General features: G+C 71.1%; 7 protein-coding genes. 2 read left to right on the forward strand and 5 right to left on the reverse strand.

Annotation, left to right across the window (positions count from 1 at the left end; translation table 11 throughout):
• Window positions 1-9 precede the first annotated feature (9 nt).
• Window positions 10-831 (reverse strand): bifunctional 2-polyprenyl-6-hydroxyphenol methylase/3-demethylubiquinol 3-O-methyltransferase UbiG, encoded by an 822-nt coding sequence (locus K8638_RS18355; RefSeq protein WP_223755840.1) that lies wholly within the window; start codon window positions 829-831, stop codon window positions 10-12.
• Window positions 832-1,162: 331 nt separating this feature from the next.
• On the opposite strand from K8638_RS18355, the gene K8638_RS18360 reads away from it, so the two are divergent.
• Complete coding sequence (locus K8638_RS18360; RefSeq protein ID WP_223755923.1) at window positions 1,163-2,575, forward strand: L-serine ammonia-lyase; 1,413 nt, start codon at window positions 1,163-1,165, stop codon at window positions 2,573-2,575.
• 174 nt (window positions 2,576-2,749) lie between these two features.
• Entirely contained in the window at window positions 2,750-3,430 is a 681-nt protein-coding gene (locus K8638_RS18365; RefSeq protein WP_223755841.1) for an SRPBCC family protein, read from the forward strand.
• Window positions 3,431-3,522: 92 nt separating this feature from the next.
• Here the strand turns inward: K8638_RS18365 and K8638_RS18370 are convergent, their stop codons facing one another.
• The 4 genes from K8638_RS18370 to K8638_RS18385 form a co-directional block, all read right to left on the reverse strand.
• The gene (locus K8638_RS18370; RefSeq protein WP_223755842.1) at window positions 3,523-4,488 is read right to left on the reverse strand and encodes a hypothetical protein; all 966 of its coding nucleotides are present in this window, start codon (window positions 4,486-4,488) and stop codon (window positions 3,523-3,525) included.
• 128 nt (window positions 4,489-4,616) lie between these two features.
• Window positions 4,617-6,929, reverse strand: coding sequence for a penicillin-binding protein 1C (gene pbpC, locus K8638_RS18375; protein ID WP_223755843.1), 2,313 nt, complete (start codon window positions 6,927-6,929; stop codon window positions 4,617-4,619).
• Window positions 6,926-12,823, reverse strand: a complete 5,898-nt coding sequence (locus K8638_RS18380) for an alpha-2-macroglobulin (RefSeq protein ID WP_223755844.1) — start codon at window positions 12,821-12,823, stop codon at window positions 6,926-6,928. The genes pbpC and K8638_RS18380 overlap by 4 nt, the downstream gene beginning before the upstream one ends.
• A 178-nt stretch (window positions 12,824-13,001) precedes the next feature.
• Window positions 13,002-14,729: a serine/threonine-protein kinase gene (locus K8638_RS18385; protein WP_223755845.1), complete on the reverse strand. Its 1,728-nt coding sequence runs from the start codon at window positions 14,727-14,729 to the stop codon at window positions 13,002-13,004.
• Window positions 14,730-14,733: the final 4 nt, after the last annotated feature.

Raw genomic sequence — 14,733 nt, forward strand, 5'->3', positions numbered from 1 at the left:
CCGCGGGGGCTACCCGCGGACCGTCTTCCGGAAGCTGACCTCAATGAACGTGGCATCCACCCGGGCGCGAATCTCCGCTCGCGCCTGGAGCAGCTTCGAGACGTTCACCCGGCTCTGGCGGTTCCAGATGATGAAGTCACCGTCCTCGCCGTCGAAGTTCCACTGGTGCAGGCCCTGGTAGTTCTCGTTGACGGCCTCGTTCCGCGCGTGCGCGAGCACCAGGTAGCCGCCCGTCTTCGTCAACGTCAGCGCCTGCTCGATGATGCGCACCGGCTCATAGCTGTGGTCGAGCGAGTTCTGGGCCCACACCAGGTCGAACGTCTCCGGGGCGAACCGCGTCGTCAGGATTTCACCGTGGCACCACGTGGTGCGGACCGGAGGAGTGACTCCGTACTTCGCCATGACGCGGTCGTACGCATCCGCGAGCGGGTCCACCGCCGTGATGCGAATCTTCCGGTTGGCGGAGCGCTTGCCCAGCTTCGTCACCGGCCCGGCGCCCACGTCGAGAATCTCGATGATGTCCTCTCCCCCAGGCGGGAGGTAGGCCTCCACGAAGCTCTGGAGCGGGGTGTCCGGGTCCATGCGGACCTTGTAGTCCTCGGGCCACTCGCCTCCATGGGTCTTGAACCAGTTGTCCCAGAAGGCAATCTCGGTGGGCAGGGCTTCGGTCCAGAGGGCCTTCGCGTTCTGGGGCTCGGAGGCCTGGGGCGTGGAGGCCTGGGCGGGCACGGCACTGTTGGTGACGCCGTGCGCGGACGTGGGAATGTCCGCCAACGCCGCATAGAGGCCACGCCGGACGCGGGTGAGCACTTTTCGTGAAATGTCGAGCATGGGCCGCAGCATCGGCCCGGATGAATGTCATATCAACACCCTTCCCCGCCGAATCCCAACCCGCGGTCAGTCCCAAAGTCAGTCTGCCTGACAAGTTGAATCCCAGGCGGATGGTCCTCCTGGCCTCTGGCGCAACGGACTGAGCGCCGCCGCGCCCCGGCCTGTCAGCACAGGCCACATGACGCAACCGCGCCAACGCAGTGCGTCTACGTCACGAGCGCGTCCCGGCGATGACGTTGGCCTTCCAATGAGCGGCGCCCGTCCGGACGGCGACACGCGTTTCGCTCGCGGGCGCTGGGAGGGAATACGGAACGTGGCATGTTCCGCCCCCATGGCCGTCAGCGTCTTCGACCTCTTCAAGATTGGCATCGGGCCCTCCAGCTCTCACACCGTCGGGCCCATGCGTGCCGCGCGCGCGTTCGTCCTTCGACTGGCGGAGGCCGGCAAGCTGGAGCGGCTCTGCAAGCTGAAGGTGGAGCTGTTCGGCTCGCTGGGCGCCACCGGCAAGGGCCACGGCAGCGACAAGGCGGTGCTGCTCGGCCTGCGCGGTGAGACGCCCGAGGGCGTGGACGTGGAGTCCATTCCCGCGGTGATTGCCCGCTGGCGCACCGAGGGCCGCGTGCCGGTGCTGGGCCAGCGCGAGGTGACGTTCCGCGACGGCGAGCACCTGGTGATGCACCGCCGCCGCGCGCTGCCCTACCACCCCAACGGCATGCGCTTCTCCGCCTTCGACGCGGACGGCACGGAGCTGGACGCCCGCGTCTACTACTCCGTGGGCGGAGGCTTCGTGGTGGACGAGTCGGCGGTGCAGGGGCAGGACCCGCTGCGCCAGGACGGCACGCCGCTGCCCTTCCCCTTCCACTCCGCCGCCGAGCTCCTGGAGCACTGCGACCGCCAGCGCGCGTCCATCAGCTCCATCATGCTGGCGAACGAGAAGGCGTGGCGGAGCGAGGAGGAGCTTCGCACCGGACTGCTGCGCATCTGGGATGTCATGCAGTCCTGCGTGCGCCGGGGCTGCACCAGCGGAGGCATCCTCCCCGGTGGCCTCAGGGTGGAGCGGCGCGCCGCCGCCCTGTACCAGCGGCTGCTCAGCCGTCCCGAGGCCGGGCTCACCAACCCGCTCACGGTGCTGGACTGGGTGAACCTGTACGCGCTCGCCGTCAACGAGGAGAACGCGGCGGGTGGCCGCGTCGTCACCGCGCCCACCAACGGCGCGGCGGGCATCATCCCCGCGGTGCTGCACTACTACTGGCGCTTCGTGCCGGGGGCGAACGACGACGGCGTGGTGCGCTTCCTCCTCACGGCCGGCGCCATCGGCGTGCTCTACAAGGAGAACGCGTCCATCAGCGGCGCCGAGGTGGGCTGCCAGGGCGAGGTGGGCAGCGCATGCTCCATGGCGGCCGGTGCGCTCACCGAGGTGCTGGGCGGCACGCCGCTCCAGGTGGAGAACGCGGCGGAAATCGCCATGGAGCACAACCTGGGGCTCACCTGTGACCCCATTGGCGGGCTCGTGCAGGTGCCCTGCATCGAGCGCAATGCCATGGCGTCCGTGAAGGCCATCAACGCCGCGCGCATGGCGCTGTCCGGAGACGGTCGCCACTTCGTCAGCCTGGACAAGGTCATCAAGACCATGCGCGACACCGGCCGCGACATGAAGGACAAGTACAAGGAGACCGCGCGCGGCGGGCTCGCCGTCAACGTGCTGGAAGTGGCCAACCTGAGCGTCGGCCTGCCGGAGTGCTGACGGGGCGCATCCGGCCCGCGGTCCTTTGACGTGCAACGTGGCCGCCGGCAGGGAGGACCCGACGTGGAGAGTCCCGCCGGTGCCGGGGTGCGCCTTGCGTCGGGTTGCCCGAGCGCTCTAAGACGCGCCCGGGCCCGCTCCCCCACAGGGCCCCCTGTCCAGAGGACACACCCCATGCTCAAGAAGATCCTCGGCGGCCTCGCGGCCGCCATCCTGGTGCTCGTCGCCGTCATCGCCACCCGTCCCGCTGACTTCAAGCTGCAGCGCACCGCCATCCTGCCGGTGACGCCGGACGTGGCCTTCGCGCTGGTGAACGACTTCCACCGGTGGAACGAGTGGTCGCCGTGGGACAAGCTGGACCCGAATCAGAAGACCACGCACTCCGGCGCGGAGTCGGGCACGGGCGCGGTGTACGCCTGGGCCGGCAACGACGACGTGGGCGAGGGCCGGATGACCATCGAGGAGAGCAAGGTCAACGAGCTCGTCCGAATCAAGCTGGAGTTCATCAAGCCCTTCGAGTCCACGAACACCACCACCTTCGCGTTCAAGCCCGTCGAGGGCGGCACCGAGGTGACGTGGGCCATGAGCGGCACCAACAACTTCATGAGCAAGGCGTTCGACCTGTTCATGGACATGGACGCGATGGTCGGCAAGGACTTCGAGAAGGGCCTGGCCAGCATGAAGGTCGCGGCGGAGGCCGAGGCGAAGAAGCGCGCCGAGGCCGAGGCCGCGCGCGTGGCCGCGGAGAAGGCCGCCGCGGAGAAGGCCGCCGCCGAGGCTGCCGCCGCCGCCGCCGCTGCCGCCGAGGGCCAGCCCGCCGAGGGCACGCCGGGCGTCGCCCAGCCCACGCCGTGAAACACGGCTGACGCAATCAACCGCCGCCCCCGTGCACACGGTTCCGTCGCGGGGCGCGGCCCGGGTTTCCGCGCGCGTCCGCCGGCCGGGGCTCAGCCCGGCATCCGCCCCACGTACACGCCCAGGAAGAACGCCAGCACGGTCAGGCTCACCGCCAGCAGCACCGGGACACCCTTCCGTCGTGCCGTGACGGGAGCCACGACGCGCACCGCTCCCGCGCCTTCCTCCGGGACGATGATGCGCACCTTGATGACGGCCTGGACGAGCACCTCCTCCACGTCCCGCAGGAAGCGCTCGTACTCCTCCGCCTGCATCTCCAGGGGCACGCCGTGGTGGGACTCGTAGCGCTTCGCCACCGCCTCGAAGTTGCGGAGCTGCGCCTCGCGCTTCGACACGTCCACCCAGCCGCAAATCAGCGACGGCGAGTTGCCCTTCCGGGGCACGAGCGAAATCGCCTGCCGGGCCAGCTTCCCTCCCGCGGTGCTCGGCCCTTCCGGCTCGTCGATGCGCAGCACGCGGTGCGGTCCCCGGCCGTACATCTTGGAGGACATCGCGCCCCGGAGCTGCTCCGCGAGCAGCGCGGAGTGATTCGCGAACATCGTCCGCAGCGCGGGGGGCTCGTCCTCCGCCGGCATCTTGCCCTTCGCGGGCTCCAGCGGACTCAGCCGCACCACGCCCACCTGCGCCGGCGGAGGGCTCGCGCGCTTCTCGCCGCCACCCTTCGCGAGCCAGCCCGACGCCTTCTCCTTGCCCCCACGGGCCACCACCGGGGGCTTCTCGGTCCGGATGTCCGTGGGAACATCCAGCGGGGGCAGCTCCTCATCACGAGCCCCCCGGCCCGGTGCCGCGCCCCCGCGCGCCTTGCCGCCACGGACGGGCCGGTCCTCCACCGGCCCCATGCGCGTCTCATTGGCGCCCGTCTCCAGCGGGGCCATGCGCGTCTCCTCGGGCCGGGTGAGGAGCGGGATGTCGCGCGTCGCGTCCGGGTCCTCCTCCAGCGCGACACGCGTCTCCTCGTGCCGGCTCGGGCCGCCGCCCCGTCTCTGTCCGTTCGCCATGGCCGCTCCTCGTCAGGCCAGGATAACCCGGCCCGGGCCAGGCGGTGACTTCCGGGCACACTGTCGGGAACCCACCACTCCCGCCTGCGCGCACGCGCATCCAGCGGCGGGGGTGAGCGCCCGGCGGCTCAGCGCACCAGGCGCACGCGCAGGGTGCGCACATCCGAGCGGCCGCGGTCATCCACCGCGCGCACGACGTACGTCCCCGGCCGGGCCGCCCAGTGCAGCGGCTCGCCGCGCGGCGCGGTGCCCACGAGCTGCTCGTCCACGAACCAGAACACGCGGCGCACGTCCGCGTCCGTCACCACCGCCAGCGGCACCGTCTGGGGCGCGGAGGAGGAAACCCGCAGGTTGTAGTCCACGCCCTCCTCCGGCGTCGTGATTTGAGGAGGAATGCCCTCGCTCGCGCCCTGCTCCAAATCACAGCTCGAGTCCTCCCGCGGCGGCACGCGCCGCGGCAGGCCCGCCTTCTGGAACAGGCGCAGCAGGTCCGACGGCCAGAACTCGAACACCTCCGCGCGGGTGAAGGGCCCTGGCACGCAGGCCCGCAGCCCCGTGCGCGTGTCCACCAGGACCTCGCGGTGCACGTCACACGCGCGGATGGGCGAGGTCCCCGGGATGAACCACGTGCTCGCCTTCCGGTGGCAGTGCGGCCCGGGAAGTCCTCCGGACAGCGCGCACACGTGGACGCGGCTGAGTCCGGGCGGCGGGGCCCTGCGCACGGTGCGCACGTCGGCATCTCGCGAGCGCACCGAGTCCACCAGCTCGAACATCAGCGGCGCGGCGGCCGTCTGCCCGACGAAGGCCGGGTTGGGCTGCCCGTCGAAGTTGCCCACCCACACGGCCACCACGTACGGCCCCACCACGCCCACGCTCCACGCGTCCCGGAAGCCCGTGGAGGTGCCCGTCTTCCACGCCACCGGCACCGTGTCCCGCGTCCACTCCGGCCGGAAGGACTGCGAGGGCCGGGGCCCCTTCTCCAGCGCCTCCAGCACCATGAAGCTGGCCTCGGCGCTCAAGAGGCGCACGCCCTCGTCGCGCGGCGCGTCCGTCCCCAGGCGCAGCGGCCGGAGCACCCCGCCGTTGGCCAGCATGGCGTACAGCTCCACCAGCTCCACCATGGAGACTCCGGCGGAGCCCAACGCCAGGGACAGGCCGTAGTGCTCCTCGCTCCGCAGCCCGGTGATGCCCGCCTGCTTGAGGAAGCCGTACAGCCCGGGCGCGCGGAGCTGCTTCGCCAGCGCCACGGCGGGGATGTTGCGGCTGCGCACCAGCGCATCCTCCGCCGCCAGCGGCCCCACGAACTCACCGTCGAAGTTCTCCGGGTCATACCCGCGGAAGCCGGTGGACGCGTCCTTCACCATGGTGCGCGGGTGGAGCAGCCCCTCGTCGAAGCCGAGCCCGTAGATGAACGGCTTGAGCGCCGACCCGGGAGAGCGCTTCGCCTGCGTGCCGTCCACCTGCCCGTCGATGGCCACGTCGAAGAAGTCCGCCGAGCCCACCGCCGCGCGCACCTCCAGCGAGCGCCAGTCCACCAGCATGGCCGCCGCGTTGTGGATGCCCACCTCGCGCCGCCGCTCCACGTACTGCCGGAGGTGCCGCTCCAGCAGCTTCTGCATGGACAGGTCCAGCGTGCTCCTCACGCTGGAGCCCGCCGGGCTCGCCCGCAGCGCGCGGCCCACGAAGTGCGGCGCGAGGAAGGGCAGGTCCTCCGGCGCGCGCACCGGAAGCGGCTGGGCCAGCACGGAGCGGCGCTCGGCGTCTTCCGGATGGAGCGCCACCCAGCGGTCGAAGAGGCGCAGCCTCGCCGCCGTCAGGGCCCCCGCGTCACGGCCCGGGTCCCTGCGCGCGGGGCTCTGCGGGACGACGGCCAGGGTGAGCGCCTCGGCCAGGGTGAGGTGCTCCACGCCCCGGGAGAAGTAGACGAGGCTGGCCGCGCCCACGCCCTCCACGTTGCGGCCATACGGCGCGAGGTTGAGATACGCCTCCAGGATTTCGTCCTTGGCGTACGTGCACTCGAGCTGGAGCGCCCGCAGCATCTGCCGGAGCTTCCCCAGCGGAGTGCGGGATTCGATGCCATAGCGGATGCGCGCGAGCTGCATGGTGAGCGTGGAGCCGCCCATGCGGCGCCCGCCCGTGAGGTAGGTGCTCCACACGGCGCGGCCCAGCGCCACGGGGTTGACGCCGAAGTGCTGGCGGAAGTGCTGGTCCTCGTGGAGCAGCGTGGCCTCCACGAGCGCCGGGGGGATGCGCTCCAGCGGCACCCAGAGCCGGTACTTCTCGTCCGGCGACAGGGTGAGCCGCAGGAGCCGGCCCTCGCGGTCGAACACCGCCTGCGAGAAGCCCAGCCCCTCGCGCAGCGGCGGCCGGGGCACCGCGGCGTACAGCACCACGAGCCCCAGCACCGCCCACAGCCCCCGGCGCAACACCTTCCGGCTCACGGCGCGAGCACCGCCACCTTCGAGCCGACCGAGCGCGCCCGCACGCCGCGGTCGTACATGCCCTCGGCGAAGGCCGGCGGCATCACGAAGCGGCCGGTGTTGGTGGCCTTGATGCGGTAGATGTACTCGGTGACGCTGGAGCCCACCCGGCCGTAGAGCACCACCCGGTCCTCGCGGATGTCCACGTACTCGGGCGAGAACGAGGAGCGGTCCGCGCCCACCGGGGACACCCAGCCGCCCGCGACGGGCTCGGGCTCCTGGTAGTAGTGCTCCTCCTCCTCCCCCTCACCCTCCTCCGCGCCTTCTCCTGCTCCTTCTCCTTCTCCTTCGTCCTGGGGCTTCTCCATCACCACCTCGAAGCCGCCGGGCAGCAGGTCGGTGATGGCGACGTGCGAGACGGTGTCTCCGAGCGAGCGCAGCTTGAGGTGGACCTCCACCTCGCCACCGAGCGGCACCTCCGTCACGACCTTGCCGTCCAGCCCCCGCAGCTCGCGCTGCACCTCCAGCTTCTGGAGGATGGGCTGCGTGGGCAGCTCCAGGTCGTAGCCCGCCTGCGTCACCTGGAAGAAGAGCGGAGCCTCCGTGGAGCCCTCCACGCGGACGGCGGTGGCCTCCTCCGAGAAGGCCACCCGGGGGAAGAGCCCCTCGGGCAGGGTGAGCGGGCGGAGCTTGTCGGCCACCTTCTCCAGGACGGCGGCGCCGCCGCGCGACGGCATCCCCTGCGCGCCCAGCGCCTGGGCATACGCGTCCAGGCCGAGGATGGCGTAGGCGGAGGACAGCGTGTTGAAGCGCTCCTCGGTGATGGGCCGGGCCATGGCCACCAGCATGTCGCCCGTGACGGCCTCGAGCCGCTCCGGGAAGTGGCGCGACAGCAGGAAGAGCACCTGCGAGTCGTAGACCAGCCCGTCATACAGCGCCGCGTAGTCCATCTGCTGCGGGGCGCCCAGGCGCACGCCCTTCAGCGCGGCCTCCGCCTCCTTGTCCTGCTTGAGCAGCTTGTACGTGGACGCGAGGTACGCGGCCGTCAAATCCCCGGGCCACTGCTCCTTCGCATTCGTGTCCAGCCACAGCCGCAGCGACGCCACCGCCTTGCTGGACACCTTGCCGTTGCGGGTGAGCACGTACTGCGCATAGGCGATGTTGCGCGCCTGGGTGAGGTTGGAGGGCGTGTTGACCGCCAGCACGCCCAGCCAGGTGAGGCCCCGGTTCAGCAAGTCCTGGGGCACCACGAAGCCGCGCTCCTTCGCCTCGGTGAGGAAGTGCAGCGCGTAGATGCTCGGCAGCGTGGGCGCGTACGAGTTGGCCGCCCACAACCCGAAGGCGCCCTCCTCGTTCTGCCGGGTGCGCAGCGTCTGGAGGGCGGTGGCGAAGGACTCCTCGGCCACCTGCGGCCCCTGGCCCAGCAGCTCCTTCCGGCCCTTCAGCACCACCGCCGGGAAGGCACGGCTGACGAGCTGCTCCGTGCACCCGTAGGGGTACTTCTCCAGGTACGTGGACAGGCCGCGCGCCAGGCCCAGCGGCAGCGGCGACGCGCTCACCTCCAGCGTCCGGTATGCCCCGTACATCTTCCGGGACACGGCGAGGTCCGCCTTGCCGTCCTTGAGGTGGCCCCCCGCGACGGAGGTGAGGAAGGGCACCGGCGGACGCACGCTGAGGTCCACCGACTGCTTCACGCGCTCCTTGCCCAGGGACGCCGTGAAGGCCAGCGTCCCCGAGCCGAGCACCGTCTTCGCCCGCACGCGGTAGGTGGTGCTCGCCTCACGGCCCTCGTCAATCTTGAGCGGCCGCTTCACCTCGTCCAGCACCTCCAGGTGCTCGGACGTCTTCAGCTCCAGCACCACCTCCGCGCCCTTGCCGGAGCCGTCCAGGCTGTTGGCCACCGCCACGCCCACGTTGAACTCGTCCCCCGGCGCGACGAAGGTGGGCACGCTCGGCGTCATCACGAAGGGGCCGCGGATGACGGCGGACCGGCTCGCGGCGCCCACCGACTCCGTGCCCACGGCGACCGCCATCACCCGCAGCTCGCCGTTGAAGGAGTCGGGCACGTGGTAGACGAGCTCCCTCTCCTTCTCGTCGATGTCGACGATGCCGGACCAGTACGCCACCGGATTGTCCCGCTTGCGCTTGAAGGGATTCAGATTCTTGCCGATGGCGGCCGCGCCCTCGTCGTCGCCGCCCATGGCGGACACCGCCTTGGAGACGGAGAACTCCGGCAGCAGCAGGTCCAGAATCTGCCCGGTGCGCACCTCCAGCGCGCGCTTCTTGAAGAAGTGCGCCAGCGGGTCCGGCGTGCGGTAGCCGGCCACCTGGAGGATGCCCTCGTCCACCGCGAACACCATCACCCTGCCCGCGCGGTTGCCGCGGTAGCGGATGCGGTACGGCTCGCCGGGGCGGGCCTTCTCCGCGCTGGTGAGCGTCACCTGCAGCGCGCGGCTGTCCCGGCTCACGGAGAACGGCACCACGCCGTAGCTCAGCGGGCTCATGAAGATTTCCTGCGAGTCCATGGCGCGGACGAACGTCACGTTGACGTAGCCGTTGCCCTCCAGCCCCGGAGGCAGGCGGAGGGTCTGCACGGAGCTGGTGGCGTCCGTCTTGAACCACTTCCACGCGTAGACGCGGTCCCGCTCGATGGTGATGAGCCCCGCGCCGGTGTACGGCGCCTTGATGCTCAGCTCGATGTCGTCGCCCGGCGCGTAGTCCGCCCGCGCGAGCTTCACCTCCAGCTCCGCGTTCTTCTCCAGCGCGCGCGTGAGGTTGGCGTGGCCCGCCACGGAGTACTCCACGCGGCTGAGTTCCGTGCCCTCCGCGTCCTTCACCACCACCACGAAGTCACCGGGCTGCTCGGTGGACAGCGCGTACTTGAAGCCGCCCTCGCCCAGGGGCAAGTCCCGGGTGCGCAGCACGGTGTCGCGGCGGATGGACTGGTAGCGGTACGTGCCGTTGGACTGCTGCGTGAGCACGGACACCCAGCGCCGCTCCACCAGCTCCGCCTTCAGGCCCTGCACCGCCACCTTCTTCAGCTTCGGGTCCACGGCGATGAAGTCCACCGAGCGGGCGGAGCCCTGGCTCAGGTAGTACAGGCCGCCGTCCGGCTTGAAGCCCACGAGGTACGGCAGCGGCGACACCAGCAGGGACGCCTCGGAGGAGACGCCCCGGCCGCCTTCCGCCTCGTAGCCCTCCGCGAGGAAGGACACGCGCCAGGTCGCCTTCTCGAACTTCTCCAACCCCAGCTCCACCTCCACCTCGCCGTTCTCGTTGGTGGTGGTTTCCTCCAGGCGCTCGGTGAAGCTGCGCGGGGCCCGCAGGGGGTCATGGAAGATGTAGCCGGGGTGCTTGCCGAAGCGAGGGTACGCGGGGCTGAGGGACACCTCGGCGGACACGCGCCGGTCCGCGGCGGGAATGCCGAAGAGGTTCTTCAGCGTCACCTGGCCCTTGAGGCCCGCCGGGGACACCCAGCCCTCGCCAGGCTCGGCGTTGAAGCGGGTGGTGATGCGCATCCGGTCCGGCAGGAACTCCTCCACGCGCACGGTGGTGGAGCCCAGCAGGCTGCTCCGGTGGCCGTCCTTCACCACGTACAGGTGGACCTGGTAGTTGCCCGTGGGAGACGTCTCCTCCGTCGTGTACTGGAGGCCCTCCAGCCCGACGGCGGAGAGGGAAATCTTCTTCTTGTGCACCTCCAGGCCGCGCGGGTCGATGACGGCCGCCTCCAGGGGCACGCCGGTGGGCGGGCGGCTCCAGTCGGACGCCTTCACCACCATTCCCACGTGGAAGGTGTCCCCCGGGCGGTAGAGGCCGCGGTCGGAGAAGAGGAAGGCGGAGAGCCGGTCCGGCGTGGAGCCGCTCTCCACGCCGCCCACGTCGAAGCGGCTGAAGTTGAGCTGCCGGTCGTACCGGTTGACGGGGATGAAGGCGAAGTCCTCGCCCTTGCGCGCCAGGTAGACGATGGGCGTCCGCTCGCGGACGAAGTCCGTCAGCTTCGGGAAGGCGACGTGGCCGTCCGCGTCCGTGGTGGCGCTCACCACCGGCACGCCGTTCTTCCCCAGCACGCTCACCGTCACGCCTTCCGCGGGCTGGCCGGCGCCGAGGCTCTGCACGAACACGTCATGCGAGCCGTCCGCGTTGTCCTTCACGACGAGGCCCAGGTCCGTCACCAGCAGCAGCCGGGCGTCCTCCCTGCCCGTGGGTTGCTTGTGGACCGGGTCCCAGCTCTGCACCTTGAAGAAGAACAGGCCGCGCCGCGAGGACGGAGCGTTCTCCGGCGTGAGGTAGGGCGTCAGGTCGAAGGCGGCGTACTGCGCCTTGCCGCGCCCGGCGCCCTCCAGCGGGCGCACCTCGAAGAAGCTCTCGGAGATGTTCTCCTCGTTGAACTGGTACGAGCTGAACTCGGGGTGGGTGAAGCGGCCCTCCGTCTGCGTCACCAGGTGGTTGAGCTGGTCCGGCAGCACGCGGCTCAGCGAGAAGTGCAGCGCCTTCACGTCGCGAGACAGGACGGTGACCTTCTTCTCGCCCGCCAGGCTGAGCAGCGCGCCCTCGTGGAGGATGCTCACCTCCTCCGGGAAGGGAGGCACCTGGATGACGGTGTTGTACTCCTCCGCCAGCACGTAGCCACCGGCGGACTTCGTGCCCTTCTTGACCCGCAGGTAGAGGAAGCGCCCCACGTCCGCCTGGATGCGGAAGCTGTGCAGCGTGGCGTGCTCCCGGTCCGTCGGCACGGCGTCCAGCTTCAGCTTCGACGAGGTGGCCAGCAGGTCCTCGCCGATGGACTGCACGCCCAGGTTGCTCCAGTGGAAGTCGGGCTCCGCGGGCGCGCCGTTCCGCGCCGCCCTGTCCCTGGGCAGCAGCCAGACCTGGAGGTTCTTGCGCAGTTCCGCCTCGGTGACGCCCGTGGAGAAGTTGAGCACCAGCACCTGCTCCGGCTCGTAGCGGTCGTTCCGCACGAGCGACACCTCCACGCCTCCCGTGTGGAAGTACGAGTACATGCCGGGGATGTCGACCTGGCGCGACAGCTTCTCCTGGGTGCCCTCCCCACCGCGCGCCGCGCGGACACCGGGCGACACCGCCAGCGTCATGCGCTGGGTGCGGTCCGGAATGGGGATGAGGTCGGACTGGATGTAGGCCTGCCCCTTCAGCTTGTCGTAGGTGACGTTGAACGGCGTGCCCTCGGTGCTCGTGCCGAGCAGGCCCCGCTTCTCCTCGCCCAGGTACAGCGAGAGGTTGCGCACGAGCGTGGCCGGGTCCACTGGATGGCTGAAGGACAGCGTCGCCACCACGCGCTTCTCCTTCGGATTGCGCGGGTCCTCGTAGAACTGCATGTCGGTGATGGACGCGGAGAACGCGGCGGAGCGGAAGCGCGTCTCGTACTCCTTGAGCAGGATGTGGTCCGGGAACAGCGAGCGGTCCAGGACGACCTTGTACTCCTGCCCCACGCCCCAGTCCTCGGCCGGAGCGAAGGTGAGCGTCCGGTCATCGGTCCAGCGCCACTCACCGGGGATGGCGGGCGTCAGGGTGATACCGGCCGCGACGGGCTTGCCAATGGCCTCCAGCCGCGCGACGGAGCCATCGAACCGGAGGTACACCGGGCCCGGCTGCGGCACGTCCTCAAGGCGCGTCAGCATGGGGCTGGTGGCCTCGAACACGTAGGTCACCGGCTTGGGCCGGCTCTCGTACCAGCGGTAGCCAGCATCCGCGGCGACGACGAGCAGCACCAGGGCGCCGGCGAAGAGCGCCAGGCGCTTGGGGTGCTGGCGGACCCAATCCGCGGCGCGGCGGGCCACGCGGGAGGTGGCGCGTCCCAGCGTGGCGGCCCAGGGCGGTGGGTTCCAGCGAAGCTCTCCGAAGACGCGGGTGAGAAGCCGCGGCCGGGGCGGAGTGGGTTCCGATTCGTTTGAGGACATGGGGTGGGGTGCGGCGCGAAGGGCCTGTCCGGCAGGAGCAAGCCCGGGGCCAACCATCAGGGATGAAACCACGACAGGGGCCGCAATCCGAGGGCCGTGGGCGGCGGACCACGGGCCTGTGCGCGCGGAGCCACGATGCCGGGAGCTCCGTGGCTGCCCGGCCGCTTGCTCGCGGGCGTCAGCGGGAACCGGAAGCGCCCGACTCGCCCGGCCACGGGGTGCGGAAGTGCCGGTGCGTCCCGGTCCCCGAGGGAGGGGTGTGGCGAGACGGCGGAGCGGGGGACGGAAGCACCTGGGGAGGAGCGCTCCAATCGGGCGGGTCGTTCACCACGACCACCGAGGAGCGCGGCGCCAGGAGCCCACTCACCAGCAGCGCGCCCACGAGCAGCGCGCCCACGGACGCGCCCACGAGCACCCAGCGGAACGCTCGACGTCGCGAGAGTAACGAAGCGCTCCGGGCTGCCTGGACGGTGGCTTCCTCCACGGGGCCCGCCCCCACCGCGACCACTGCATCCTGGGCAGTGGCCTCCATGTGCCCCCGCTCCTCCGCGACAGCCGCCGCCAGGGCGGTTCCTTCCGCGGGCCCCTGCCCTTCCCCGGCTGCAGCGGCCTGGGCGCGTCGGGTCCCGGAACGGACGTTCCATTCCACGGAGGGAGTCCCCGAGGCCGGGTCCACCAGCCGCCCGGAATGAACGTTCCGTTCCACGGAAGGTGCCCCTGGAGCCCGGTCCACCAGCCGCCCGGAACGGACGTTCCATTCCACGGAAGGTGCCCCCGGGGCCCGGTCCGCCAGTCGCCCGGAATGGACGTTCCATTCCACGAACGGCTCCTCCGAGACCCCATCCACCGGTCGCCCGGAATGGACGCTCCATTCCGCAGGAGTCCTCCCTGGGGCCGCGCCCGCCGGTCGCCCGGAATGGACGCTCCATTCCGCAGGAGTCCTCCCTGGGGCCGCGCCCACCTGTCGCCCGGAATGGGCGTTCCGTCCCGCCGAGGGCGCCCCCAGGGCCCGGTCCGGCCCCGGCGCAACGTCCCGGGCGGTCCGCAGGGCGGCGAGCGCCTCGACCGCGGAGCCGAACCGAGCCGAGCGCTTCGGCGCCAGGAGGCGGCGCAAGAAGGTCCGGAGCGTCTCGGACGCCTGGACATGCTTCTCGAAGGCGAGCGCCAGCCCGTCATCCAGCAGGTCCGCCGGCGCGCGCCCGCTGAGCGCATGGACCAGCGTGGCGCCCAGCGCGTACAGGTCGCTCGACGGTTCCACCGTCCCGCCGAGCTGCTCCGGCGGCATGTACCCGAACGTCCCCACCAGCGTGGAGCCGTGCGTCACCTCCCGGGCCAGGTGGCGGGCGGCGCCGAAGTCCACCAGCGCCGTGCGCCCATCGGGGCGGAGGATGAGGTTGGCGGGCTTCACGTCCCGGTGGATGAGCGCGGGAGTGCGCTGATGAAGCGCCTGGAGCGTCCCCAGCACCTGCCCCGCGAGCGTCCACGCCTCGTCCTCGTCCAGGCGCCGCCGCTCAATGCGCTGCAGGAGGGACTCGCCCTCCAGGAACTCCTGGGCGAGGTAGAGCCGGGTGCCCACCCCGCTGCCCTCCCGGAAGCTCGCGAGGAAACGGGGGATGTCCGGGTGGCTCAGCGAGCGGAGCACCGCCGCCTCGCGCTCGAAGGCGTCGAGCTGCTCGGTGCCGGGCACCAGCGCGAAGAGCAGCTCCTTGAGCGCCACGCGCCGGCCCTCGGGGTCCTCCGCGAGGTACACACGCCCATGGACCGACTGGGAGATGACCCGCCGGACGAGGTAGCCACCCGGAGCCACGGCCGCGCCGCAGTGGCCGCACCGGGAGGCCTCCAGGGTGGCCTCGCAAACCACGCACGCGGCCTCTCCGGATGCTTCGACCTCTCGATGGCCCGTCATGGGC

The organism is Myxococcus sp. RHSTA-1-4 (assembly GCF_020037125.1).
GTDB lineage: Bacteria > Myxococcota > Myxococcia > Myxococcales > Myxococcaceae > Myxococcus.